Genomic DNA, 26,269 nt, shown 5'->3' on the forward strand with positions numbered 1-26,269 from the left:
TGCTTCACGTTTCTGCTTATTTACCAAGTCTTTCCACGGTTTCGTTGAAGTATGTCAACATGTCTTGATATTGAGGAGCATTAGCATTGTAATTTAAGTGATCCAGTCCGATCCACACATGGAATGTGTTTTCATATACTTCAAAATCGCTCTTCGCATGTACTGTTGAATAATGCTCCAGAACAATATTTCTGTACAGTTCATACTCATGCTGATTGTACTTAAATTTCATCCAGTAGGTCATTCTGGATAGGTCTGCTAACCAATTATAAGACATTGCGTCATCCCAATCTATTAAAGTCAGATTTCCAGCTTCATTGATGATTACATTTTTGGTTGATAGATCGCCATGACACAATACAGAGGGTAAGCTATCGCATGAACGCAGCTTGTCAATAACCATTTTCTTGATCTCCAGTAAGTGATTTTGATCAAATAACTTCTTGGTTATCAAGCCATTCGCTATTTCATCATATTTATCCTGAATAAATTCAATAAATGATGTGTAATCTGCTATACCCGCTCCGATATAGCCGTAGTTTTCAATAGGAATCTCATGTATGTTTGATATCAATCGTGCAAGCTTCCCATAAAACTCTTTTCCAAATTCCTCATCGAATGCAGCATGATCCGCGTTAACTCCAGGCAGGCATTCCTCGAGCAGAAAGCCGGTTTGAAAATAGGAATCGTTTCTGTCAAATGCGATAATCTTGGCACAGCCAATCTGATGCTCCATCAATTTATGATGGACGAACATAAGCTTTCCATCTTCTGGCCAATTTCGTTGTCGATATCGTTTGAAAATATAGGGCTTATCGCTCACAATAACCTTATAAACGGAATTATTAGGAACATTATCGATCTTATTGATCTCATCTACTCTCGCATTTAATAATTCCTCGACCTTCACTCTTAAATGATGGATTATTTCTTCCATGCTCCCCCCACAACCTCTCGCCATTATTAAATGCAGCATCGCATATTGCAGCTGCGTAACGTGTTCAATCTGGTGGAATATCCATGTAAGCATGTTGTTTCTGATACTCCTGCGGGGTCATCGACTCGCTCGCTTTGAACGTTTTGGTGAAATGAGCCCCGTCGTAAAAGCCGCTTACAATCGCGATTTCCGTAATCGGCTTCGATGTTGTTTCAAGAAGACGCTTCGCTCTCTCGATCCGAATGGAGAGGATGTACTTTCCGATGGTCATGCCCGTTACCGATTTGAACATATGGTTCAAATACCGCTCGTTCAGCGAGAAACGTTCAGCAACCGCGGGCAATAGTATTTTCCCGCCATCATCCAACCGCTCCTGAATGTCTTCAATGACTTGACGTACGATTTGCTCGTGCTTGTTGCGGTAACCCGTACTCTGAACCTGGTGCATATAGATCTTCATAAAAATATGAAGGAAATATAGCTTCGCCATAGTTGAGATTTGGCGGTTCAAGCGAAGCTCAGTCATCAAGGCGCGAAAGTCGGCCTGCAGCCCTGGCATCGACATTGGAACCTGACCGAATTCCACATGGTTGAATAAATCGCGCATTCTCGTATTCAAATCCGGACTATCGAATTGAAATCCCAAATAATACAAATCGAACTCACCGTCGCTGCACACGCTGTGACGCACGTTGTCCGGCGCGTAATATAGATCCCCCTGCCGGAAGGATATCGTTCGTTTGTCCTGAATGACCGTATTCTCTCCCCGGATATAGAAATGCAATTCAAATCCCGATCCTGCGCCATCCCACCCCCTGTTTCTCCAGAAACCGAAGGAAGGGAAGGAAAACCGATGCCATTCAAGATCGAACAATTCGATGAGCTCTTTCAGATGTGTTGCCGTATTCAGATGCTGCTCTCTCATCATATCCCCCACTTTCATATTACAATTTTACAAATCATGATTTGATTATACAATCCAACGGGCCGATTTTGAACTATAATACGGACATAGATCGCAAGCAATGACACACAAAAGAGGGATGTGTAGGATGAAAGTTACAAGCGGCCGTATTTCTCAGGAAGATCGCGAATTTTACAAGACGAATGGGTATTGGGTCAGTCCCGTGTTGTTTGATGAACAAGAAATCGAGGACATGCGCAAAGCACATGACCGCATCTGGTCATTCGATTATGACGGTGACGGATTTCCGCTTGATGAGTGGCGTCCGAACAGCAATCCGAAGATGCTTCGGAAAATCGACAATTCCTGGTGGATTAACGATACCATCAAGAATACGGTCACGAACCCTATACTAGGGCAAATCGCAGCCGGACTCATGGATAGCACCGAGGCACGATTGTGGTATGATCAGGTCATCTATAAACCGGGCACCGGTAAGAGCGACAAAGATACGCAGGCATCGGGCAATGTCGGCTGGCACCAGGACTATATTTATTGGCGCTGCACCAATCACGAAAATCTGGTGACAGCTTGGATCGCGCTGCAGGATACGGATCTTACGAACGGCTGCATGTCCGTCGTTCCCGGCTCTCATACATGGGGACTGCTCGAAGGCAGCGACGCGTTCTTTAATCGGGATCTGGAATCTGTCAAATCTCGGATTGCCCAAGAATCCGGTAAAGATTGGAAGGAAGTTCCACTGCTGCTTAAGGCAGGTCAAGTCAGCTTCCACCATGCATACACGATTCACGGATCGGGACAGAACCATTCCGATCACCCGCGCCTTTCCGTCGTCGCTCATCTGATGCCGCACGGAACTGCATACAAGAACCGCGGCCATAACGTGGATAATATCCGGCTGCTTGGACCACGGCCCAAAGAGGGTCAGCTATTTGACAATGATTATTTTCCTATCGCTTATTCCGCAGAAACGGAACAATAATACTAGGGGGGCTATCCAACCATGAAGATGACATTAACACTAGAAGAAATTTCTAACGGCCGTCTTGAACCAGAGAAACTCGCGATTGCCATCGAGCAAGTAAAAGCAAACGGCTATGTCGTACTCGACAAAGTGTACAGCGATGAGCAAATGGCAGAGCTGCGGGCCGCTTTCGACCCTAAGTTCGATGAATATATTGAGCGCAGAGGCTATAATACCGGTACTAAACGGGCACAGATGCATCTGCCGTTCCAATCGCCTTTCAGCGATCCATCCATCATTGAGCATCCCATTGCGATGTCCATCATGGACGGTCTGCTGGGCGAATATAGCAAGCTGACTTACTTCGCATCCGACACGCCAATGCCTGGATCCGATTATCAGGCCGTTCACTGTGACATTAACCCGCTGTTCCCGGACTTGTCCACGCCACTGCCGCCGTTCTGTCTCGTGATGAACATCCCGCTTGTCGATACGACGGAAGAGAACGGACCTCTGGAAATTTGGCCGGGAGGCACACATATGCACGGCGACCGTGCGAATCAGGATACGCTGGGCGGAGTGATTAATCCGCACATGCATATTGTAAGAGCGGCCGAGTATATGCATTCCGAGAAAGTGATCATGTCCGCCGGTTCCATCGTCATTCGCGACATCCGCATGTGGCACCGCGGCACGCCTAACCGTTCAGACTACCGCAGAACCAATATCGCACTTATTTACAACCGTGACTGGTATGGCAGCGGCTATCAGATCCAAATTCCGAAGGAAGACTACGACAAGCTGCCAAAACGCTCCCGTCAGCTTCTTCGCACCGAGAAAATCGGCTATCCGGTAAGAATGCCTTGGGAGTGGTAAGCTCCATCTAATTGGATTCACATAAGAACCGCCCAGATCGGCAGCGATCTGGGCGGTTCAGCTATTTCAGTATTGTTTTGCTGAAAACGTTGAGTAAGAATTGGTCGTTAACTCGTTCGTGTCAGAACCGGAAACATGTCATGGTTGAAGCGCTGGCCCTTCGTCAGGTGCAGCCCTTCAGTCACTGGATGCCTATTACCGTTATACGTCGTCCAGTCGGGCAAATAGATGACGGTCATCGCATATCTCGGCTGATCGGTCTTGTTCGGATATGCATAATGCAAAGTTAGTCCATGGTGGAACAGGAAACTGCCCGCTTGGATTGGAACCGCCACGACTTTCGTTTCCCCACTGGATTTGCCCTCCACTTCAATCTGCTCATCATCCCGGTTCGCCTTATACTTAACAACTCCCCAACGATGGGAACCTGCAACATAGGCCATGGCACCGTTCTGTATGGTCACATCCTGGAAAGGAATCCAACAGTTGATCGGACCCACTTCGGATATCGGCCACGCGGGTTGATCCTGATGCCAATTGGATGCACGGGAATCCATCGGAGGCTTGATCAAATAGTGATCGTGGAATAAACGCACTTCCGTTGCGTCGGTCAGTTGTTTAACCATTGCGGCACGCCGCGGGTCAAAGGTAAGCTCGCGAATCTTAGGGAAATCTCTCCATAAATTCACTTTCTGCTCATACATGCTATAAGGTCCACCCTGGTTATGAACGAAGGAATGCTCGCCTTCCGCGTGTCTTGTTTCTTCCAAGGCTGCTTTGTATTCCGCGATTTGTTCTCGGGTATAGAAGTTATCAACGATCAGATAACCGTTTTCTTTGAAGAAAGAAACCTGCTCCTGCGTTAACATTCGTTATCTACCTCCCATGTTAAATTGGATCAAGCTAGACATATGAACATATTGGTCCAGATGGATTACTTGGGTATGGTGATCATCCTGATTTCCCTCGTCATTGCGTTATAGCGATATTTTCTTATATTCAATATAAGGCCATAGATATGAATTTATAGTGAATTAATTTGTAGGCGTCATCTATGGACTGCATGTACTAGTTAATAACCCTGTTTGACTGGTATGTTAATAATAATGAAAGTGTTGCGCTTAAAGTAAAGAAACCGCGATATACGCGGTTTCCTCCATTCTTCTCATAACGAATAGATAAGTTTGAGGCTTTATCTTGGAAGTTAGCGAATTCTCTCTGATCAGGCCTTCAGCACGTCGTGATCGACGTAACGCTCACCATTCAGTTCACTAATGACATTGATGGCTACTTTCGCACCGTCTCCAGCGGTAATGATCGTGTGGACACTGACCCCAGCGCACGTACCGGCCGCCCAGACGCCCTCCACATTGGTCTTGCCAGAGGCATCCGCGTCAACAACTGTCTTGATGCGAGGCTCGGTTCCCGGTTTTGTCGTGATGCCGGATTTCTCCGCCAGATCGTTAAATAATCCGGTTGCCAGAATGACATGCTTCGCTTCATAGCTTCCGCTCTCGGTTTCGACACGCAGGCCATCGCCCGATTTCTCGATCGCCACCGCTTTTGTCAGCACGAGCTCCGCTCCGAATTTCTGCGCTTGCCGTTTGCCGATTTCCACCAGATCCGGGCCGTTGATGACGTCCAATCCATAGTGGTTTTGAATCCAAGCCTTCTTCGTGATGCTCTGATCGCTGTCGATGAGCAGTGTCTTCTTGCCCGCTTTAGCGGTAAACAGCGCGGCGCTTCCGCCGGCCGGTCCCGCCCCGATTACGATGATATCGAACATACAGGGGGCCTCCTCCCAAAATGAACTACCCTTCCATTATGTACCTTTAAGTAAACGATTTCAAATGCTTATTCACACTACTAGGCGAATGACATTGAATAATTATCTCGGTAACAAACACCCAATCACACCGTAACAAATGTGCATAACCTACAGTGTACCCAATACACAAGGAGGTGCAATGCAAAATGTCTGGATTTGTTGGAGGAGCATTCACAAACACAGGAACGATCCTGGTACTGTTTATTCTATTGGTGATAATCGCTTGTAGCTGCATGGGCTTCGTAGGTGGATACGGTGGCGGCTGTGGCGGAGTTGGCGGGGTCGGCGCTGGCCCAGGATACGGCAAAGGCTACTAAGCAAACGGGTCATACACTGCACACTTGGACTGTATAGTCTCCCCACATACCTTCCACAAAGGCCCGCCCGGTCCGCGGGCCTTTTGCATGTAGTTCAGACCGTACGCTCCTTGATCTTGCTCGATGACAGAATATGTTAATCATGAGACAATCGAAGCATGAACCAGTAGGATTTAGCCTCTATCCCCTACCTTGTGGCTGCCCGGCAGCTTTGGCTTATGGGGCTGCACTGCCAGCATGCCGATGAATGGACGTACGGAAATCTGAGCGAAGCATATTTTGATCGCCGACTTCGGATATTGTATGAATTAGTCATGAGAATCAATGGAGGCTTTAACCGCGAATTCTTATTGTCATACTCAATTAACCACTACGAATCAAATTCGATGATCAAATAGTTTCTCGCCATCTGCTCCCAGTCTCTAATTTGCAAGATGACCTCCGCATATAGGCAGATCTGTTTCCGCTCGAGCGGCTTAGTGAAGGTTGAGAAATCCTCCGGTATAATCGTAGGCAGCTGAGCTCTTAGCGAGGCGACTTCATCATAACAATTGGCCGCCTTTTCAAGTGAGTCTGCGGATTCAGGAAACTCTTGCTTCATGCTTCTCAAGAATGTGGATACGTAGACTTTATCGATGTACAGCTTCAAATAACATAAGATGTTCAGATAAAGATCAACCGGATCGCCTTGATTATCACGCAGGAGCTCGGCATATCTGGTATGGGCGGCGAATCCATCCAGATGCTCGCCTGTTTTGGTGCCTCGGATGAGCTTGCAAGCCAGCTTTATCGTTTCCAGATAGATTTCCCGCTTCGATCGTTTGTTTATCGGATGGTTGATTATGATATATTTCCCGTTCGATTCTTCATGCCAGTGAGTCTTCCTGAAATATCCGCTGACATCATGCGGCTCATCATGGTCGTCTTGTTGGTACATAAAAGGATTATAGCCTAGTAATACATTGCCCCCGTCATCATATCCGCCAATCAAGCAGCAGTCTGAACAGGTAATTACACCTTCCAGCGTCAGCACAGGCAACCCTCTATTAATACTATCCATGATGCGTTTCTTATCGGCTTCAAAATCGCCACGTTCGTAGATCGTTACATCATATCCGAGCATCTGGAAGGTATGGACAACGATCTCCATATTGTATATGACATGATAATCGCCTGGGTTTAAGCCGGAATCTGAGGTCGAGGCTCTAAACGCCGACCCTGAGATACATATGACTTCGTCATAACTCAGCGTTTCGCCGAGCTGCTGCAGAGCAGCAACGACACTCCAGCCATACTCGCTCTGCCTTGTGGGATCAGACCAGTCGATCGGCTGCATTCCTGGGATGATGGCGCGAATTGAGTTGTCTGCCACGTTGAAACCCCCTCGCATTATATGCTCAATAGAATGGAGACTTCAATATTTTATCACATCTAAGTTCAAATTCATCCTAAAAAAACGATCCTTCCCATTGAGAAGGATCGTTCATTAAGGGATTCTGACCGTCAGCCGAAGCGAATGCTTGATTCCCTGACAACTAGCCGCGGCAGCAATTTGACCGCATTGTCCGCCACGGCAGTCCCGTGAAGACGGTTCATAAGAATAAGGGCTGCATTACGCCCAATTTCCACTTGGACCAAGGAGACCGAGGTTAGCTTGGGGTGTACCCGCGATGCGATATCCAAATTATCCATGCCGACAATGGCGATATCGCCAGGTATGTTCAAGCTGCAGTGATGATTTTGCATCCAAGCTAGCGCTCTCCGGTCATGCGGACGCTGCTCCGTTCAGCAAAAAACGTATATTGTTGTCAATAGGAGTTGTCGAATGAAACTACAGGAAGTGAGTCGATATTGACTATGCCCACGCTGCTGTATCTAGAGAGAATTTAATGAATCGAGATCGTATCCGCAGTTCCAATACACTCCCTCCCCCCCCTCTGAATGTTAGGTGCAATCGCACGCGGGCACTAGAAAAACACCGGAACGATAGCGTTCCGGTGTTATAGTTCTTACTTGTACGTATCTGTCCTCTTCAATGAACGCCAGCACTCGTCGTGTGCTATTGGATTCGTTCGATGACCAGAACCCAGTCCTGGAATATCTTCAAACGTCCGCTCGACCAAGTGCCGTCCTTGTTCACCTGGATCCGTCCCATATCATAGACATCAGCGGTTGCGGGATCGAATGCATACGCGCGATATGGGATGACATCCTCTAATTCCCGGACTGTCACACCGGAGAATGCCAGATGCATCGGGGCATAGATGACTCTGACCTCGCCTGTGATACCCGCGGCATACACCCTTGAATAGACATCCGTTTCCTCCAACACAGGGTTCACCCATTCCGGATGAGGCTGGAACTCCCACCAACGATAGTTCTCCAGAAGCTTCTTCCCGATTCCCACCTGTCTGGAACCAGGTAACTGCGCTGCTTCCTTCCAGAAGGTATGCCCCCATGCAATTCCGGTTGGCGAAGCCCCGTACGGCTGCTTCTCATCATTGACCTGCCAAATTCCGTTCGCTCCGTATGTATGGCCGCATGCCCCATTCAGCATGCAATTCCAGAAGAGCATACGCTGGACTTCCTGAAAGCTCGTACCGCCAATACCCTCATAGCAAACCTCCGAATTGATGACCGGCGTCTTGGGCTCACGCGCTACCGAATCTCGCACTTTACGAACCGTATTCCCAACGGTTAGAATCCCGGAATGTCCGGTTTGCAGCATATCCAGATCGAGCACCGAGGCGTCCTCCACCATATCGTGCCCATACTCAGTCGGATGAATGGTAAGCGCTCTCTGGAAAGGATCGATTGACCCGATAAAATTAGCTATCTCTGTCCATTCCTTACGCAGCCGCTCCACATAGGGCTTCTTGAGATCCGAATCACTGAACGAATCCCACTGATAGTAAGGCATGGTCGCTTCACCCGCGATGCACCAGACGACTGGATACGCGCCATATCTCGCTACGAGGTATTCCCAATGCTTCTTAATGTTTTCCTTTCCGGCAAAATCCAGATAGTATCCCCAACAGGCGACCATACATGGCATCAGGCCAGACTCGACAAGCCATTCGATCTTCGCGTCCGCCGTATCGAAGAAGGCTGGATTGATCCGTTGGAAATCCGTTTCCCAAGCTTGCCCGCCTTCAGCCGCTCCACGCTCGTCGAATGGAGCCATATCTGGATATAATCCGGCCACCAGCTGAATGGCGGTAAAACCTTTCTCCACTCGGTCCTGGGTCAGCCACTTAAAATCCTCCGGCCACTGGAGCCGCTTCGTGAGCGACATCCACCACGTATCCGCAAGCCAGAAGAATGGCGTACCATCCTCATGCTTCAGATAGGAACGACAGTCCGAAGCACGCACTGCTCCATGCTTGTATAGAGGATTATCCCCGTTATAAGGTTCAATCTGAACACGACCTGACTGCCCGTGCAAGCCCAAGTCGTTCTCATCCGAGCATACGGTTCTGAACTGATGCTCTCCGATCTGGGAGGATGAATACCGCAGCTTCCACTGTCCTTTCCCTGCCCAGAAGCCCGGCAGCCTGCGCTCCTTCCCATCTGGACCCGTCACAACTGCTTCGAAGCGGATCTCGTGGAAGGGCTCGCTATAACTCTTCTCCGATTGGAACGTCCATTCGACTACGTTATTTTGTTTAACGTTATTAATCATTCGGACCTCATCCTCTCTCTTCCAACCGAAACAGCTAGTCCGGTTAGATTATATGAACAGTTGTAATATCTCGATTCGAAGCTGGCCTTATTGCCTATTAGAAATGTCCGATAAAGTTGTGCCTACGATAGCTTGGTCCAATCAAAAAGTACGCCCATAGCTGAATTTCGGTTGCTCACCAATAGCTCATAAGCCTCCACGGCATCCAGGGGAGAATACCGATGTGTATTCAAGGCGGACACATCCATCCGTCCCTGCGTGATGTAACGCAAGAACAGAGAGGCCATGTCGGGATGAGTCCAAGATTTGTATTCCATACGAGCATGAATGCTAAGAATGGAAACCGCATCAAACACAACATTACGGCCAATTCCTTGCTGTGAAGGAGTAGCCGTATCCCCCAGAAGAATAACACGGCCGAACGGCTTAACCAGCTTCGTTGCTTGGGCTAAAACAGCGGGATGACCGGTAACATCGAAGACGGCGTCCAACATCTTGCCACCGGTTCTTTGGCTGATTTCTTCATACGCTTTCCCTGCATCCATGGCCAAACGTTGAATTCCCGGTTTCGCTTGGACCAGCTTCAACCGGCTCTCTGCCGGGTCGATGGCGAGAATCTCTTTGGCTCCGGAAACATACAGGTATTGCGTAACCAGCTGTCCGAGAAGCCCTAGACCGATCACCCCTACGGTTTCCCCAAGCTGCAGTTCCGCTCTTCTCACACCCAGCTGTGTTGTTTTCGAGAGGTTAACCCACGCGCCTTGCTCATCGCTGACATCATCCGGAAGCAGGCAAGCCCGCCTTGCATCTGTAATAAAATACTGGGAATGCGAATGTTCAACAAACACACGGTCACCCTTGTTGATTCCCACAACATCTCGTCCAACATCAATCACTTCGGCCACCATCGAATAACCGGGATGGAATGGATACTTCACCCAATTGGACCAGTTCGTATCCGGGTCGAATATGCCTTTGAGACATTGCAGCTCCGTACCGGTACTGATTAAGGAGCATCTAGCCGCGCATAAAATTTGTGTAGGATCGAGAGCAGGATCGAACGTTTCCTTACGGACTGCCACCTTTTCCTTGTCCGCGAATACAATGTTCAATGTGTCCATATTAAACCTCCTCATAATGGGGCGTTCCCCTCGAGAGTATGTCATAGGTTCGGTACAGGAACATAAAGAGCACGTCTTTGCTTGAGTTACACATGAGTTGAAGCTTGCTTTCATGCAGCGCATGATCCAGATTGCCCCAATATCTACATTATATTAGAAATATGTCCAGCTGGGTTATTCTAATCTATAAAAAAAACGAGCAAACCTTAGTAGGTTCACTCGTTATTATCCATACCATTAATTATCCCTCGAATTCCTTCTTCATCCGCGCGATAACAGCTCCATTCCTGACAACAAGAACGCCGCAAAGACAGATAAGCAGCATGCAGAACGAATATGGAAATGCCATATGAGCAGTGTATAAAGCAGTACCGGCAACGGGTCCAAGGAATGATCCTCCACCCTGCAATGCTGCAATAAAGGAGGCAACGCTCCTCTGCTCATGGTCCTGTACGGCCAGAGAGGAACCAGCACTGTAACCGAGCAAAGTAAAGCCGATACCAATTCCCAAGATAGCAAAATCCACATAAGCGACTCGGATGAACAACAGAAAGCCTAGTAACCCCAATGCAACAAACAGCAGCCCCGCGCGCAGCACTCGTTTAGGATGCCATTTCAAGTAGTTGCTAATCACAATTTGTGAGGCAACGACCATGATACCCGATATGGCCAATCCAAGTCCGATTAGCTGTGCAGCACCCCGGGCATCGTATCCCATCTGATCCTGCACATAAAAACCAATCGTAACTTGAACAATATTCAGCGCAACCGAGAGGACAAGTCCAATGCATAAGTAGATACGAATCCTCGGATCAATAGGCGAAAGCGATGATCGTTGCCGGTCAACCTTAAGCGCCGGTTCATCAGGAATAGACATGAAGAACAGGGTCGTCATGACGAATATTAATAGAGCTGCTGCATACATCGGCGTTGTAAGTCCAACTGCCGCCATTCCTCCGCTCATGGCCGGCCCCAGCACAAATCCGAGTCCATTGGCTGCGCCGAATAACGCCATTCCGCGTGTTCGTGTTTCCTTGGACGTCCAGCCCATCACATAGGCTTGCGCGATCGACGGAATACCTCCGAAGAAAAATCCTGCAACAGCACGAAGCAGCAGGAAGCTCCAAAACAAAACCGTTGAATCCTGCACGTTTGTTTCCGCGTAATCAGCAAGCATGGCAAAGCCGGCGAGCGTCAACAAGTAGACAAGCATAATCGTAGCTAACAGCTTTTTCTTGCTCAGGAATGTCCTCTTTTCCCAGAAGTACCCGCCCAGGAGCCAGAAGAAGCCCGCCACAGACACCAAGCATCCCGATTGGATCTCAGTCAATCCCAGATTACGAGAAAGCGGCCCGATGATCGGATTGAATGCTGCGATCGAGATCATGCCGCACAATACGATAAGAAACATGATTATCATTCTATATTTCACAAGCAACATCTCCCTTGCTGACATTCACGTATTCACTACCTTCAGATCATACTGTGTTTGCCAGCCAGGCATCTACCTTTAGACGGAATACGTTACTGGTTAGAGGGATTGTTTGTTATACCAGCAAAAAAAAGCCGCTCCGAAGAGCAGCTTCTTAGCGATCGTCATCACTTATTCCTCCGAACATCGTACGAGCTGCCCCGGGTTGATCCCGTATTTGTCCCGGAAAGCTTCGGCAAAATAGCTGGAATTGGAGTAGCCTACAGCACAAGACGTTTCGGTAACATTCATGCTGCCTTGCTGCAGCAAGAGGAAAGCCTTCTCCAGCCGTTTGTCCCGCAAATAGCCGAACACCGTCGAGCCGAACATTTCTTTAAAACCGACCTTTAATTTATAGTCGTTCAGACCGATCATTCGGGACAGCTCGATCAGTGTAGGCGGGTCTGTCATGCGTTCCAGAATGAGCTCCCGCGCTTGCCGAATCTTTTGCATATCGCTTTTGGATAGCTTGGGAGCATCGGACACGTCGTCATCAAGCAGGAATGATTGGAAGGCCAACGATAGAAGCTCCAACACGCTGCACTCCATCTCCAAATTTTTAGTAGCGAGAGCTTTAGTGGATGGTATCATTTTGTGAAGAAGTACGGATGACACCGGATTGATCGGTTCCTGGTAGATGTGATAGGAACGATTACCGAGAATCTTGGAAAAATCGACCGATCTCGTACCTCCTGTCTCCTCCATAAAATGATGAAAGGTGGAAACGGGAATCCCGATGCCTAACATAAGAAAGGGCTGATTGCCGTCGAATTCGAATTGTACGTCGGCTTGATTCATAAATTGCAGTGCACAGTTTCCCGGAACAAACTCGTACCGCTTCCCTGACACGATCACCTCTCGTGCTCCTTGCAAGCAATAATTAAGCTCTACCATAGCCGTATCCGTGGAAAGGGTCATCGCGCGTTCTCCATATAAGGTGTAATCGGATAGGACCAACTCCATATCAAACCGAGGGACAATGCGATGAATGGTCCCCTCCCCGATTTGCGAATGGAGTACCATCTGTTCGGTACGATTCGTATTCTGCCGCGGCAGCTCAAGCTCATCGAAATATAGATTGAAGTTTTGATGAAAGTCCGTTCCATTCATATTTTCAGCACTCCGATAGTGTCTTTTATTTTCCGCATCCAGCGATGATCCCTATTCAATGATATTGATTCTCATTTCAATTGTATGTCCAAGTGTAGCATTTTCCAACTGAAAATATTAAAAACCGCAGGCGGAGATTGCCAGCGGTTTACTTTATTTCGCTGCAGAATGAGCGGGAGCCTTTACTCTTGTCCGGTCAGCCAAGCAGCGATCTCCTCTGTCTGCGACAGAATGGCAATCGGATCATAATACCAGGAACGTTCCTCTTTCCATACATACATATGATCGTTTTTGACTGCATCAAGCGTGGACCAGACCGGATCTGCTTTAATTTCCTCCAACGTGCGGTCGTTAGACGTCAAGATAATATAGTCGCCAGCATATTGGGGCAATACCTCATTGGATAGCTCTGCCCACTGCTTCTCCATAATTTCCGCCGCAATAGGAGCAGGCGGTTTAAAGCCCAATGCCTGGTAAACGGCTTGACCACCTCGTCCGAAATTGTCCCCATATACATAAGTCGATTTCCCCGCCATTTCAAAGATAGAGAATGTCGCGTCGGCTGGCACAGCCTTCACAACACGTTCTCTAGCAGAGGCGATGCGACGATCATATTCGGCAAGCCAGGCTTCCGCTTCCTTTTCTTTGCCTAGCAGCTTGCCAAAATAGGTCAATTCTTCATGGGCATTCTTCAAATCACCATATGGAACGGAAACGGTAGGAGCGATTTTGGCTAACTGATCATATCGCCCTTCTGCTTCCGCTGCCCCGGTCACGATCAGATCTGGCTGCAAATCGATCACCTTCTCCAACGAGCCGTTCACATCACCAATATCCTCCACACCCTTGAGCGCATCGGCTAAATACGGATTTTGCCGATGCAGTCCGGGCGTTCCTATAGGAGTGACGCCTAGCGCGATCAAACTGCCTAAATATTGATCTGCAATAATTCTTTTCGGATTTACCGGGATTTCGATTTCACCATTAATCGTCGTTAAGCAAAGCAATAAAGCTGCCGCAGTGGCTGGTTTAAATTGTGCGTTCATCTGTGAATCCCCTTCTCCGTCGTATAATTGATAATGATTATCATAATCAATATAACTTCGAATCTTCCGGGTCACAATGGAGGATCGGATGAATTTAGAAGGACTATCTTTGTTTCATGCTTCTTCCGTTCCCTCGTTCTAAACCGGTCAGGTGAAACTCCTCTATACTTCTTGAAAAGACGGCCAAAATAATAAGGATCCTGATACCCCACGCTTGCGGCTATTTCTCGCAGGGTCGCGTCCGTTTCCACTAACAGGGTTGCCGCCTTATCGATCCGAATCCGAATCAGATAACCAATTGGGCTGAATCCGGTCTTCTGTTTGAACATGGCTGACAGATGCGGAACACTATAGTTCAGTACCTCCGCAAGCGACTCCAGCGTAATGGATTCCGCATAATGCTCCTGAATATACAGCTTAACTTGAGCTGCAGCATCTGGCTCCTTCATATCAATTCCTTGTCTATGAAGCTGCTGCAGTATACTATACACGAATGGATAAAACAAAGATTTAACATGGAACCGTCCCAGGGACCCCGAATGCCTCAATTCCTGATCCATTAATTTAACTTTATGAAAAATTGAAATGGCGTCGTTCGGTGAAAAACTGTATTGCATATGAAACGGACTGTTTCTCTCCCCCCGACTAACCGTTTCCAGTTGATTTGAATGCGGAATCGAGGCTTTATAGTAAATCATATAATATTCAAAGTCTTCTTCGGTCAGGACAATGTCTAGGCTTGCTCCCTTACCACTGTGCATGATCTGAAATCGTTTCATTATATATTCCATTCCGTCCAGTAGTACATGGGCGCTGCCGCGCGTCGTGAACATAAAACTACTAGCCGGCAGCCTGTATGAATGCAAGAATTCTCCCTTTCTCATCAGAATATGCCGCACATCCATCACTTGAATGGAAGCATGATTCCAGAGCAATATGTGGTCATTAACGATCATCTATGCCATTCACCCCCCGATTAAATCCTGCTGTTATCGCAATCATTATAATTGATAACAGTTCTCATTTGCAATTAGGGATGCGAAAATGTTGAATACATGTATCGGCAAAGATGTTGTTTACATCGTTAGCTTGAACCACGGGGTACTAATAATAGAAATCCGAGAACGATGATCATGATGAATAAGTAATGCTCGAATCTTTTAGCAGGAATCCGCTTATTTACATATACGCCGAGTGCAGCTGCTGCTAGAATAGCAGGCAGGGAATAGGTATACAAAATCAAAGCATCAAACGTCCATAACCCGCTGAGAGCGTGTCCTCCAACAACGAGAACGCCGGATATAAGAAAATGAGCTTGTAAAGTGCCTCGAAAGCGCTCCGGGGTCCACTGCCGTAAGGTCCCATAGACAACAATGGGCACACCATTAAAATTATAAGCACTTCCAAGCATCCCTGATGCAACGCCGAACGGCAATACCCAACCGCGATGGTGAAGAAGAGGACGATCAATGGACCTAGACTTCTTAATGAAGGAATAACACCCGAAAGCAATCAGAAAAATACCAAGACCAGACGTGATCACAATTGCAGGAGCAAGCTGAAGCAAGACAAGCCCGCCTGGGATACCGATTAATGTGCACACAGCCAACAGGATCAGTACCGGGCGCTCAACATGTTTCCATCCTCCGAATACTGTGAGTAAAGCAACCGTTAGTCCCGCTAAACCAATGAGAGAAACCGTGGTAGGAAGTGGAATCGGCAGCAACGCAAGCAAAGGCATGCTCACGATTGCTTCCCCGAAGCCAAACATCGATTTCATCAAGGCACCTACGAATACAGCAGCGACCGCCAATAAGATAAGTGTGATACTTATTGTAATTCCTCCTCGCAAACATGCTCTTCTTCAATCAGATTTATATAATATCATAGGTTAGGTTCATGTAAAACACGAATTTTAAAGCATCCATTAGTCCATAGGATCAATTCTAATGGACATTAACATCCCTGTATACGTTAAATAGAATTGAATGCATTAAAACCAAATTATGAGCTTCTGATAACATCTCTATATATGGCTAAATCCTGGGGCGGCTCCTCTATGTGAAGTGTGATATTGTCTTCGATTTACTGGCCGGTATTTCAATAGAAAAAAGGAACTGCCTTGTGGACAGCTCCCCAGATTCGATTTCTATGGTGTTACATTCACATCTGCAGTCATTGTTTCTGCTTTCCTTCGAGATTTTAATATGAAATATATAACTAGTAATGGAATGATATTTATCGAAACCATGCTCGTATAAAAAATCGTATTGATATAAAACTTGAACTCACTGAATATACCGATATTTAATCGAAATCCAGATTCCATGCCTCCGAAAAATTGAAGAGATAGCTGTGCTCCTGCACAAAAGGAGTAATAGGTCCCTTTAACAATGAATTGGGGAACCTGCAGGATTTGAATGAAAATAGTTAATTTCCTGCCCGCCTTCTTTTTCAACACCATTAATACCCCGGCCGCAATCGAAAGCATAAATAACAGCAAAAAAACGAGATATATCATGGCAAGATATAGGTTATTGAATAATCCAATATTTGCTGCTCCAAGAACAATTACTAATAAGCCGAATAATCCGCCAACGATTTCATACCACCCAATTACTTGGAGAATACGATGATTAACTCCACCACGTATCTTCTTCTTTTCTGGTATAGCAACGTTCCTGTTGCTATTCTCTAACGAACAAACAAAGCAATACTCAGGATGTTCGATGTCATGGCAATTACGGCAGAGCTGTTTCCTGCATCCCTTACATTGTACTACCGAGCTTTCCTCTGGATGAAAATAACAATTCAAACGCATCTTCTCCTTCTAGTCCATTAGGCCATTCTATTTCATATGAATAATTCCGGTTGTGAAAACCATTCATCTAGATCAACTGATCCTTGTACACCGAGCAGTCTGTACAGGTAACGGTAAACCCTCCTATGAGCGGATATCTCGGGCAGCTGAAGAATCGTCGTATAGCCGCTGATGAATGGTTCAGATGATTTCTTATCCAATATGTACTCCAGTGCAATAAAATCCATTTCCCTTGGCCCCACTACATAGGCTTCGATATCTACAACGGCCGATATCCTTCCATGGTCGACAAGAAATTGCGATGGGTCAAGATCTATGAAGACCGGACAGAAATACGATGGAACCGGAATCTCGTTTAATTCTTTTATGATTCGTTCAAGACTGCCTCTAATCTTACTATGGATCGGATACTCTCGTTCTGCAATCCGCCGCATCGCCTCTGCCAATGTGTGATGATAATCCTCCATCTGCACTGTCTTTGTTTTCGCTAGATTCCCGTAAAAGTTGTAGGCGTTCATATGCACCTTAGCTAGCCACTGCCCGAATTGATATAAGAGCTCAGCTGGCTGGTTCGTAAACGAATGCAGCTTATTTCCTTTCATCTTCTCGACTACGAGATACTCCTTTCCATCAATGATACGGTCAGATAATATTGTCGGGGCAGGAATATCCGGTATTGCATGAAGTACCTTGGCGTTCTCAAGAAAATAGATCATTTCTCTGGGATCAATGCCAAAAATAAACTTGCAGCCCCACCAAAATTCACGAGCAGGTTCATCCTGTAATCGGGATGATCGTACGACGACTTCCTGCGATGCCGTTCTCACGGACCATACATCACTGGCATGTCCGGAGTAACCAGGATCCAGTGCGATGATCTCTTCTATTGGTTCTTGGAATAATTGTTGAAGGACATTCGTTTCCATTCCCTTTTCACCATCCTGACGTCATGCCTCCCATTATTATACAGAACAGACTCGTAGGACGTAAGTCCCAAAGTATAATATACTGCTTCGCACCGATGACGAGGCCGTAATAAAAAAAGCATCTGCTCCCCCTGAAGTGTTGTAAGTTTTCACAAACAACCTAGTGGTGGAACAGATGCCCGTTCTAAGATGCGGCTTTACTGTAAATGGAGCGAAACAATATATCATGCCAGAAACGTACGGATATGCCATGGTTTCCTCCCACGACACTATCAATCGTCTCATGATCCGGCGCGGCGATCAGCTTATCAATCGTCGTATTCTATGAATATGAATGATTATACAAAAATAGATGTTTGTCGACAAAATCCACCAGTTTACAATACAATTGTAAAAATCTACAATTAACTTATCGCGTTCGGATTTCTAATTTATGGTGGCCCCCTAAATGATGTTCCTGAATCTATGTACACCCTATCCTACCATTTGCTAAGGAGATGACATTTTATGAAATCCAATGTCAAAAAACAATAGCTGCTGCCCTTTTAACTAGTGCGCTGTTCTTCTCTGTCGTATCGCCTGCATTCGCAGCTGGTGAAGTTGAATCTAACAATACGCCAGCTACTGCTAATTTAAGTATTCCATCCAATTCGAGCTGGGGAGGAATATCTCCAGGAGATGTGGATTATTGGGATATGCAGCCGTTCTACTATGGCACGACTTCATCAACGAACGTATATTTCGCTAATCAGAGCTCGGACAGTTTGCAGGTTAGGATATATATGGTGAGCTTTTCAACCGAGTACACCCTCTATAGCTCAACTTTTTCTGCATATGAGTCCAAGACAATCCCATTCGACTTCACTTCATTGAGCTTGCCATTCCCTAGCTATAATCCTTCTACAGATAAAATTTATGTGAAGGTCAGTTCTTTGGGTTCTTCTTTGTATAGTAATTATTCGTTCCTCTTCTAATAATGAATATGATTAACCTGTAATTGGATTACACATCAAAATGACCTGTAGGAGGACACTTTAGGCTAAAGTGATCTTCCTGCAGGTTAATTGGTGTTTGTACGTATATATTGCACCGACCATTGTGCGGCTTACTCAGCGTCATGAATCGATAGCATATCAAGATTTGTAACGAATGCTCTTCGGAGTGCCTCTTCGTAAAAAAGCCGATTTTCTTTTATCCACGATATTTCATTCACCTGTTCAGGGCTGAACAGCTCTCGAGTTCGAATCTCATCATTACTTGCAATGTCTTCTAAGTGATTGATTCTTGCCCAATAAAATACCATGTAACTAACTGGATATGGATATTTATAGTTATCAGGCTTCTCACCAAGTAATCGGATTAATATGTAACCTAGAAATGCAGGTGAATTTGTTCGTGCTCCTGTCTCCTCGTATAATTCCCGTAACGCAGCTTGTGCCGGTGTCCCACCTATTTCCACATGTCCGCCCGGGATATCCCATCCACGACGGTCAGAACAATTCTGTTCCCCTGAAAGGCAAGAACGAATGCACTTGTTACTAGATGTTGCTCCGGCATCTTATATCATCACTTTGTATTCATGACACGCCCAACATTAGACAGATCTTATCTTATACTGGGCCGTGTGGCGCTCCGTTCTTCTTCCATGATTATACATCTGATAACGAATCGGTGGAAACCCAGCAGCGTGAGTTGCTTTTTAGTGATTGATCAATTTAAAAAGAAGGCTGCCGAAGAGTTCTCGGCAACCTTGGAGGATAATAATATCATTTCACTACGATCGTCAGCTTACCTTCACGACGTATACCGTCCGACTCTACGACTGTACGGATGTCCGTAGTGCCTGCATTATGCGCCTTCAAGTTATCTTTTCCATTGACATTGGCGACCTCATTGCGGCTGCTTTTATACACCGCATCATTACCGGACAAATTTACAGAGGTGCCATCCTCATAATATCCTTCGACCCCCAGCTTGACCGATTCATTCCTCACTAATTGTGTCTTATCAGCGGTAATCTTCACCTTCGATAGCCACAATTTCTGCCTTGCCAGCGGAATTGTAAATACGTCGCCTACAGCCAGATCATAGAGGAAGCCCTTCGACATCTCTGTTGGATCGGCGTAAGAACGTACGAACGTTATGTCGCCTACATCCAGCTTGTACAAACCATCACCAATCGCATTAATTCCGCGGATCATATAAGCCGCGTTGCGCGCTCCATCGTTCTGAACGTAAATCATGGTTCCCACCAGGCTGGCTGGATCCACCCCTTGCAAATCGAGCTGCACGGTCATCTGGTTCTGCAGAGACAATTCTTTCGTGAAATCGACGACTTCGCCCTGAAGCCTGCTCAAGCCTGCATTGGCATAAGATGCCCCGGAACCCTGCGTTCCGACCTTACCTATATAAGCTCCATCATTCATATAGGAGAATAGGGGCTGACCGTCTTTTTCTGAATAAATCCCAAAGGACCCCTGAAATCGGATTGACCCGTCTATCGTGAACACAGCTTCCCGGTTCAAAGAACTGACGATATAATCGACCCGGCCATCCATCAGTTCGACTTTGACAGCGCGAACATCCTTGATATCCTCCGTCTCGTAGCCGTCTTTCGATACGACGGCCGCTGGAGAAATGCTGCGGATGAAACGCTGTTCCTTATATGGCTCGATGACCGATGTGAACGTGCTTTGCAGATCTGGACCGCTGCGATGGGCGATCATATATTTGATGCTCTGCGGGTTTCCCGGCTTGTTCTGCGGAGGAACGCCATCTGCAAGCGCGACATCGTCCACATCACCAATCATGGTCAGTCTCAGGTGTATATCCTCCGGCTGAGGCAGCACCCTCCATGTGTCGGTCACATCATAATCGATACTGAATAAATCTGTTGGATTGTCGTCGCGTTCTACATTCTTGAGCCAGTGAAAGCCTGCACCCGTATATCCGGAGCCAGAGACACTATCGTCCACAGGACGCTGGCCGAAGGCAACATCCGGCCCCGCATACGTCCCTCCCGCCTGCGGCGTTAGGTTCAAACCTTCTGCAGTAACAGGTCCTTCCGCAGCGTGAAAGCTGAAGTGATGCTCGCTCCCACCCTTCACCCTGAAAAAATCGACGAGGTAAGAATTGGTTTCATCTACGCGGACCCTCGCTGTCGTACGCTTATATAGCTGTGTCTGAGGATATGGCTTAGGCGCTTCGACATCGATCAGCTTCACCATGGAGCTGTCGTCGTACAGCTTGGGCGTACCATCCCATTGCGGCTGCTGTTTCTGCTTGTCGACAAGAACCGTATTATGGCTAATCGTGTTATGAACCCATTCGAACCGGTTCACATCGGTTGAGTTCGCTTGCTCGGGATAGCCCAAATCCGGTGCAAGATCCAATCCAAAGCCGTATAAACCCAGGTTTAGCGAATCTCTATGCCCATGACCGCTGCTGCGTCCGTAGTAGAGCCATGCTGCAAGGTTCGCATCCGGACCGGCTCCGCTTCGCAAGCCTGTAAAACCATAACCGGTCAGATTGCTGCTCCCGAGCTTAAGCTGACCATGAGTCTGAATGACCGACTTGATGCTCTCGGCCACTCTGCCGGGTTCGGTAGTGTAGACATCCGAATGAATCCCCTCCGTGCTGTCGCCATTCAGCTTGTAAGCCAGTTGGGCGTACACGGGGTCGTTGAACTTCTCGAATGCTTTGATGGATTGGTTCTTGTCGACCATGATAGCGGGTTGTCCCGTCGTTCCGCTGTCGCCGATGGAAGGCGTATATTTGTCATGCATCAGGAGCGGATACATCGCCTGGAACATCTTCCGAAACTTGACATTCTCGTACAAGTCGGCCGCCGGATATTTGTCGTAACCATCAAGTGCATTCGCTGCTTCAAGATAGGTGTTCAGCCATAAGCGGTTATAGCCCGGACCCGCTTCATTGCCATGCCCGTCCCGGTCAACATCATTCACTAAGCTGTATAGTACATTTCCGCCTGTCACACGGCGGGGGATTTCGTTAATAAAGCCGCCCGCCTGGAAGGTATAATCCAGCCACTGCTTGGTTTCGGGCAGTGTATCGTGAACGACGGCAGCCAAGGCAACTGCGCTTTGATGGAAACCATTATTGCCCCGGAGTTGATCCCAGTAGACACCTGGCTGTACCTGGCGGAGAATATTATCCTCAATGCTGCGACGAAGCCCTGTACCGTTTTCTTTTAGCGGCAGGTCATACTGTTCTCCCTTGGATTTCAAGAATTGAACAACTTCCGGATCGTCGTATACGGGGAAAAAGGCGTCATAAGCCGTAATAAACGATTTGACTAGGCCGCTTTCCCAGATCGAGCCGACTGATTTGCCGTCGCCCGTTCCGCCATGCGAATTCACATAAATGGCATTGCTGAATTGAGCGACATCCATAGAAGGGTAGACATCGGCGATCCGGCTTAGCAGAATAGCTCCCGCACGTGCATACTTCATATCTCCTGTATAGATGTAAGCATCCCTAAGCGCATTTAAGCCTCCTTGAATATTCGCCGGTCCGCCATACCAAGCGAACCAGTGTGCATAATAGGCGATAAATGTATAACGTTTATTCGTTACTGGATCAACCCAGCCATAACCGTCATCAACCCCCCAATCCGGGCCTTTCTCCGGATAAAGCTTATTTACCAGAAGACTGCGATCCGCCAGAGAGGGGCTGAAATTGCCATGCTCGTCCAAGCCGCTCCGATAATAGGCGCCGAAATCATTGGTGGGAAATTTATACCCGCTAGCAGGGTCGGTTATTTTCCACGGTTCGTTGAGAGGGTCCGCCTTCCAAGGATAATTCCCGTATGGCTTCAAATCGCCCGATATCGGGCTAAAATTCCCGGTCAACTGATTCGTGTTATAGCTGCGGGGAACAGCCTGCGTCGGCACAATGCTCCACAACTCTTCATAATCCAATGCAGCATAGATGTCTGCTTTCACCCGTGCGGTGTTAAGGAGCGCTGCTGCCCAGTCATACTGCTGGACATTATTCCTCGCGGCCTCGAGTTTGACCGAGGTGTAAATGGTGCTGCGCGTCTTGCTGCTTGTGACAGCGTCCAGATCGGTTAAGACAAGCCTTGAGGGATACATCAATGTTCCATTGCCGCCACCCAACCCGCTCCCCTTTTCTTTCACAGTTAGCTCGAGGGTATGCTTGCCCTCCGTTAACTGCTGCTGCCCCAGATACAGATCCGCTCTCGGATACTGACCCGTGACACTGTAGAAACTGTACGATCCCTGACGTGTCCCGTCAATGCTAATATCAGCCGTGCCACCGTCAGAAGCAGTCATGCCTCCAAGCATTACGCGGTAACGACCGGCTTGTTCCACCGTGAACTCGAATGTCCGCGACGGATCCGACAGGGTCGAATGAATCTGCAGCCCGCTGGCGGTACCCGTTACCCGGGGGGCCGAATCTGGATCGCCGACAAGCGTAACGGCTGGTCCAGATGCCGCTCCGGTTCCGAAATGGTACACGGTCGTATCCGGCATCACGTATTCTTCAGTTGCATCCGACGCACTAGAGGTGTGTGGTTCTTCGAATGGAAATAACGAGACCATAATCAGAACGCACAGCACCGTTGAGAACCGCTTGCGAATTAGAACTAACATTAATATCCCTCCTCGGTTTTTAGAAACGATTAAGTCAGATATTGATCATGGTATGCCCATGAATCATGGAATCACCCCCCTCAAGGTCTTTAACGATTGCTTCCCATTTCATGACTGGTGCTTGTCGGATTAACGATCGATTTACTCACAACAATCTAACATCTGTATTTTACTTGTATTCTTTTTTTTGTTGCTTTACAATATTGAAGTGATATGTAGTTCAGATCGGATAGGAGTCGTTACATTGAGAAGAGAGAATGAATTCCGATATTTAAAATTGGCCAACATTCTACGTGAACAAATCCATTCAGGCTTCATCAAGCCAGGAGAATTTCTATTGTCCGAGAATGAGCTTTGCAAGCATTACGGTATGAGTAGAACCTCTGTTCGAAAATCGCTGGATCAGCTTTTAATGGAGAACCTGATTGTGAAGAAGGTCGGACAAGGCACCATCGTTTCCCCTGATGTCGTCGTAGAATCATCACCTCATAAAGTTTTGCGTATTTTCGCCACTTCGCCCTCCTACTTCTATGATTTTTGCATGCCCCTGCTCATTGAAGCATTTCGGGTGAGCAATCCGAACGTCGAAGTCAAGTGCATGAGCTTCTCGGCAGGCGATTTCTGGGAATCCGTCAATACGAGCATGGATCTGGGCTTACATCCTGATCTTATACTCGTATCCGACCGACAGTTCGGCGATACAGACAATTTGGAACAATTTATGGATCTGCAGGATAAGCTCAGCGGAAGCCAGGAAGGTATTTACCCAATACTATGGCAACCATTCAGCGATTCAGGCAGATTAAAGGCGCTTCCTGTTACTTTTTCTACCGTGTACCTTGCCTATAATCCGGAATTGTTTAAGCGGTATGGCGTAACAGAACCGTCCCCATCCTGGACGCAGGATGATTTCCTGGATGCCGCCGGGCAACTGACCATGGACCTGAACGGAGATGGCATAAACGACCTCTATGGTCTATCCTTATCGTCGTCGTTAAGCCGCTGGCCTGTCATAGCCTTGCAGAACGGCGTGAATTTCAAGGAAGTCGATAGCACGGAGCCGATCCTAAACACCTTGAAGTTTCTACATGACTTGTTATACAAGCGTCGCACAGCAATTCTCTCGACTGTACATGCCCCTGATTCCGAATCCTTTAAGCAGGAGAAGGCGGCGATGGTTCTGACGACCACGATCGAGCTTGCCGGTTGGAAACATCAGACGATGTCCTTCACTCCTAAAATTGCCCCACTGCCATTCGGGAAGCAAAAGCAGACCATGCTGATTGCCAACGTCCTCATGCTCCCTAATAGCAGTGAAGAACCGGAGCTTGCCCTGCAGTTTCTGCAAACAGCGGTAAGCCCGGAGGTACAGCAGAGGTTGAGCGCGACAACGGGCTTTATTTCCGTCCGCAAACCGATTAACGAAGCGATATGGAGCCAACCGGGGCTTGAGTCGCTCCAAATCTATGATAATACGATCGAAAACAGTCGTTTTCTACATGAAATCTTTGATGATGCAAACCTTGTCGATGAGCTGGAATCCGAGATGACGCTATTCTGGGCTGGCATAGAGTCCGCTTCGGAATTGGCTGAACGGATGAAGCTTATCCTAACGAAGGCCTAATACAGCACCACGATAGAACCGCGCTGATATCATACTGCGCGGTTCTATCAATCTGGAGCTATTCAGCTAATTCGTACGTCATTTCCTTATCCTTTAATAGAGCCCAGCAGCATCCCTTTAACGAAATAGCGCTGCAGGAACGGGTAAATCACCAATACCGGGATGATCGCAACCACGACCGTTGCCATCTTAATTGTCTCCGGGGGAAGTGTCTGAAGCAGCATCGGGTTGGAAATCGCAAGCTCCTGACTCACGTTGGGCGTCTGGATCATATTCCGCAGAACAACTTGTATCGGATACAGTGTCTTGTCGTTCAGGTACATAATCCCCTGGAAATAGGCATTCCAATGACCCACTCCATAAAACAATCCGATCGTCGCCATAATAGGCGCTGATAGAGGCAGTACGATCCGGAACAAGGTACCGACATCTCCACAGCCATCCACCTTGGCTGCTTCCTCCACTTCGGCTGGCAAATTCTCAAAATAGGTTTTCATGATTAGCATATTAAAGGTCGAAACCAGACCGGGGATGATGAGCGACCAGACTGTGTCCATGAGGCCTGTAGCCCTTACGACCAGATACAGCGGAATGAGGCCGCCGGAGAACAGCATGGTAAATACGATTATAATTAGGATGTTATTCCGGCCAGGTATAAATTTTTTGGATAACGGATAGGCAAGCAAGGTTGTCACGGCAAGATTGAGAAAGGTACCGACCACCGTGATGAATATCGTAATTTTCAGCGCCTGCGGAACCGTCTTGCTAGAGAAAATCGCTTGAAAGGCATCCACCGTAAATGAGGTTGGCAGGATAATAAAACCGCCGTTTCGCAGCACTTCGGAGTATGGGGTAATCGACATGACAAACACATAATACAGTGGAAACAGGGTAAGAAAGCCGAAGATGCCAAGCAGCGCATAGATCCCGGCATCTACAATCCGATCCGATTTCGATTTATACAGAGAATGGAGCATTCGTTCGA

22 protein-coding genes are annotated in these 26,269 nt (G+C 47.3%); 4 read left to right on the forward strand and 18 right to left on the reverse strand.

The genetic code is table 11. From position 1 onward, the window contains the following. Positions 1-16: 16 nt before the first annotated feature. Positions 17-1,030 (reverse strand): aminoglycoside phosphotransferase family protein, encoded by a 1,014-nt coding sequence (locus tag NNL21_RS00660; protein ID WP_204815483.1) that lies wholly within the window; start codon positions 1,028-1,030, stop codon positions 17-19. Next, positions 1,002-1,865 carry an AraC family transcriptional regulator gene (locus tag NNL21_RS00665; RefSeq protein ID WP_204815484.1) on the reverse strand — a complete coding sequence of 288 codons (864 nt, stop codon included), beginning with the start codon at positions 1,863-1,865 and terminating at the stop codon, positions 1,002-1,004. The genes NNL21_RS00660 and NNL21_RS00665 overlap by 29 nt, the downstream gene beginning before the upstream one ends. A gap of 124 nt (positions 1,866-1,989) precedes the next feature. On the opposite strand from NNL21_RS00665, the gene NNL21_RS00670 reads away from it, so the two are divergent. Together NNL21_RS00670 and NNL21_RS00675 are read left to right on the forward strand one after the other, a co-directional pair. Beyond that, positions 1,990-2,844, forward strand: a complete 855-nt coding sequence (locus tag NNL21_RS00670; protein ID WP_204815485.1) for a phytanoyl-CoA dioxygenase family protein — start codon at positions 1,990-1,992, stop codon at positions 2,842-2,844. Between the two features lie 21 nt (positions 2,845-2,865). Beyond that, positions 2,866-3,702 (forward strand): phytanoyl-CoA dioxygenase family protein, encoded by an 837-nt coding sequence (locus NNL21_RS00675; protein ID WP_204815486.1) that lies wholly within the window; start codon positions 2,866-2,868, stop codon positions 3,700-3,702. A 107-nt stretch (positions 3,703-3,809) separates the two neighbouring features. Here NNL21_RS00675 and NNL21_RS00680 read toward each other — a convergent pair whose 3' ends face one another. Together NNL21_RS00680 and NNL21_RS00685 are read right to left on the reverse strand one after the other, a co-directional pair. After that, on the reverse strand, positions 3,810-4,571 hold the full coding sequence (locus NNL21_RS00680; protein ID WP_204815487.1) for a phytanoyl-CoA dioxygenase family protein: 762 nt from the start codon (positions 4,569-4,571) through the stop codon (positions 3,810-3,812). Between the two features lie 353 nt (positions 4,572-4,924). Beyond that, complete coding sequence (locus NNL21_RS00685; RefSeq protein ID WP_204815488.1) at positions 4,925-5,488, reverse strand: FAD-dependent oxidoreductase; 564 nt, start codon at positions 5,486-5,488, stop codon at positions 4,925-4,927. A 188-nt stretch (positions 5,489-5,676) separates the two neighbouring features. On the opposite strand from NNL21_RS00685, the gene NNL21_RS00690 reads away from it, so the two are divergent. After that, positions 5,677-5,847 carry a hypothetical protein gene (locus NNL21_RS00690; RefSeq protein WP_204815489.1) on the forward strand — a complete coding sequence of 57 codons (171 nt, stop codon included), beginning with the start codon at positions 5,677-5,679 and terminating at the stop codon, positions 5,845-5,847. Positions 5,848-6,217: 370 nt separating this feature from the next. Here NNL21_RS00690 and NNL21_RS00695 read toward each other — a convergent pair whose 3' ends face one another. The 13 genes from NNL21_RS00695 to NNL21_RS00750 all read right to left on the reverse strand — a co-directional run bounded on the left by NNL21_RS00695 (position 6,218) and on the right by NNL21_RS00750 (position 23,660). Next, on the reverse strand, positions 6,218-7,219 hold the full coding sequence (locus NNL21_RS00695) for a hypothetical protein (protein ID WP_204815490.1): 1,002 nt from the start codon (positions 7,217-7,219) through the stop codon (positions 6,218-6,220). A 131-nt stretch (positions 7,220-7,350) separates the two neighbouring features. Then, complete coding sequence (locus NNL21_RS00700) at positions 7,351-7,593, reverse strand: substrate-binding domain-containing protein (protein WP_204815491.1); 243 nt, start codon at positions 7,591-7,593, stop codon at positions 7,351-7,353. Positions 7,594-7,906: 313 nt separating this feature from the next. After that, complete coding sequence (locus NNL21_RS00705; protein WP_204815492.1) at positions 7,907-9,529, reverse strand: glycoside hydrolase family 140 protein; 1,623 nt, start codon at positions 9,527-9,529, stop codon at positions 7,907-7,909. 122 nt (positions 9,530-9,651) lie between these two features. Next, a complete protein-coding gene (locus NNL21_RS00710) occupies positions 9,652-10,650 on the reverse strand; it encodes a zinc-binding dehydrogenase (protein WP_204815493.1) in 999 nt (332 codons plus the stop codon). Between the two features lie 241 nt (positions 10,651-10,891). Next, positions 10,892-12,091: an MFS transporter gene (locus tag NNL21_RS00715; protein ID WP_204816707.1), complete on the reverse strand. Its 1,200-nt coding sequence runs from the start codon at positions 12,089-12,091 to the stop codon at positions 10,892-10,894. A gap of 162 nt (positions 12,092-12,253) precedes the next feature. Beyond that, on the reverse strand, positions 12,254-13,231 hold the full coding sequence (locus NNL21_RS00720; RefSeq protein ID WP_204815494.1) for a helix-turn-helix transcriptional regulator: 978 nt from the start codon (positions 13,229-13,231) through the stop codon (positions 12,254-12,256). 182 nt (positions 13,232-13,413) lie between these two features. After that, on the reverse strand, positions 13,414-14,277 hold the full coding sequence (locus NNL21_RS00725; protein ID WP_204815495.1) for an ABC transporter substrate-binding protein: 864 nt from the start codon (positions 14,275-14,277) through the stop codon (positions 13,414-13,416). Between the two features lie 71 nt (positions 14,278-14,348). Then, positions 14,349-15,233 carry an AraC family transcriptional regulator gene (locus tag NNL21_RS00730; protein ID WP_204815496.1) on the reverse strand — a complete coding sequence of 295 codons (885 nt, stop codon included), beginning with the start codon at positions 15,231-15,233 and terminating at the stop codon, positions 14,349-14,351. A 128-nt stretch (positions 15,234-15,361) separates the two neighbouring features. After that, positions 15,362-16,129, reverse strand: a complete 768-nt coding sequence (locus tag NNL21_RS00735; protein ID WP_256554987.1) for a sulfite exporter TauE/SafE family protein — start codon at positions 16,127-16,129, stop codon at positions 15,362-15,364. Between the two features lie 297 nt (positions 16,130-16,426). After that, positions 16,427-17,092, reverse strand: coding sequence for a B-box zinc finger protein (locus NNL21_RS00740; protein ID WP_204815497.1), 666 nt, complete (start codon positions 17,090-17,092; stop codon positions 16,427-16,429). Positions 17,093-17,130: 38 nt separating this feature from the next. Then, on the reverse strand, positions 17,131-18,024 hold the full coding sequence (locus NNL21_RS00745) for an aminoglycoside phosphotransferase family protein (protein WP_204815498.1): 894 nt from the start codon (positions 18,022-18,024) through the stop codon (positions 17,131-17,133). A gap of 1,105 nt (positions 18,025-19,129) precedes the next feature. After that, positions 19,130-19,552 carry an NUDIX hydrolase gene (locus NNL21_RS36695; protein ID WP_373567529.1) on the reverse strand — a complete coding sequence of 141 codons (423 nt, stop codon included), beginning with the start codon at positions 19,550-19,552 and terminating at the stop codon, positions 19,130-19,132. Between the two features lie 238 nt (positions 19,553-19,790). After that, positions 19,791-23,660, reverse strand: coding sequence for a heparinase II/III domain-containing protein (locus NNL21_RS00750; RefSeq protein ID WP_204815500.1), 3,870 nt, complete (start codon positions 23,658-23,660; stop codon positions 19,791-19,793). 244 nt (positions 23,661-23,904) lie between these two features. Between NNL21_RS00750 and NNL21_RS00755 the strand changes: the two genes are divergently transcribed. After that, a complete protein-coding gene (locus tag NNL21_RS00755; RefSeq protein WP_204815501.1) occupies positions 23,905-25,284 on the forward strand; it encodes an extracellular solute-binding protein in 1,380 nt (459 codons plus the stop codon). An 86-nt stretch (positions 25,285-25,370) separates the two neighbouring features. Here the strand turns inward: NNL21_RS00755 and NNL21_RS00760 are convergent, their stop codons facing one another. Beyond that, entirely contained in the window at positions 25,371-26,261 is an 891-nt protein-coding gene (locus NNL21_RS00760) for a carbohydrate ABC transporter permease (protein ID WP_204815502.1), read from the reverse strand. Positions 26,262-26,269 lie beyond the last annotated feature (8 nt).

The organism is Paenibacillus mendelii, from assembly GCF_024498075.1.
GTDB lineage: Bacteria > Bacillota > Bacilli > Paenibacillales > Paenibacillaceae > Paenibacillus_Z > Paenibacillus_Z mendelii.

Coding starts and splice junctions, on each gene's coding strand:
- NNL21_RS00675 (WP_204815486.1), top strand. CDS start 2,866: ATGAAGATGACATTAACACTAGAAGAAATTTCTAACGGCCGTCTTGAA.
- NNL21_RS00760 (WP_204815502.1), bottom strand. CDS start 26,261: ATGCTCCATTCTCTGTATAAATCGAAATCGGATCGGATTGTAGATGCC.
- NNL21_RS00730 (WP_204815496.1), bottom strand. CDS start 15,233: ATGATCGTTAATGACCACATATTGCTCTGGAATCATGCTTCCATTCAA.
- NNL21_RS00680 (WP_204815487.1), bottom strand. CDS start 4,571: ATGTTAACGCAGGAGCAGGTTTCTTTCTTCAAAGAAAACGGTTATCTG.
- NNL21_RS00660 (WP_204815483.1), bottom strand. CDS start 1,030: ATGCTTACATGGATATTCCACCAGATTGAACACGTTACGCAGCTGCAA.
- NNL21_RS00715 (WP_204816707.1), bottom strand. CDS start 12,091: ATGTTGCTTGTGAAATATAGAATGATAATCATGTTTCTTATCGTATTG.
- NNL21_RS00665 (WP_204815484.1), bottom strand. CDS start 1,865: ATGATGAGAGAGCAGCATCTGAATACGGCAACACATCTGAAAGAGCTC.
- NNL21_RS00690 (WP_204815489.1), top strand. CDS start 5,677: ATGTCTGGATTTGTTGGAGGAGCATTCACAAACACAGGAACGATCCTG.
- NNL21_RS00685 (WP_204815488.1), bottom strand. CDS start 5,488: ATGTTCGATATCATCGTAATCGGGGCGGGACCGGCCGGCGGAAGCGCC.
- NNL21_RS00745 (WP_204815498.1), bottom strand. CDS start 18,024: ATGGAAACGAATGTCCTTCAACAATTATTCCAAGAACCAATAGAAGAG.
- NNL21_RS00750 (WP_204815500.1), bottom strand. CDS start 23,660: ATGTTAGTTCTAATTCGCAAGCGGTTCTCAACGGTGCTGTGCGTTCTG.
- NNL21_RS00720 (WP_204815494.1), bottom strand. CDS start 13,231: ATGAATGGAACGGACTTTCATCAAAACTTCAATCTATATTTCGATGAG.
- NNL21_RS00705 (WP_204815492.1), bottom strand. CDS start 9,529: ATGATTAATAACGTTAAACAAAATAACGTAGTCGAATGGACGTTCCAA.
- NNL21_RS00670 (WP_204815485.1), top strand. CDS start 1,990: ATGAAAGTTACAAGCGGCCGTATTTCTCAGGAAGATCGCGAATTTTAC.
- NNL21_RS00700 (WP_204815491.1), bottom strand. CDS start 7,593: ATGCAAAATCATCACTGCAGCTTGAACATACCTGGCGATATCGCCATT.
- NNL21_RS00710 (WP_204815493.1), bottom strand. CDS start 10,650: ATGGACACATTGAACATTGTATTCGCGGACAAGGAAAAGGTGGCAGTC.
- NNL21_RS00725 (WP_204815495.1), bottom strand. CDS start 14,277: ATGAACGCACAATTTAAACCAGCCACTGCGGCAGCTTTATTGCTTTGC.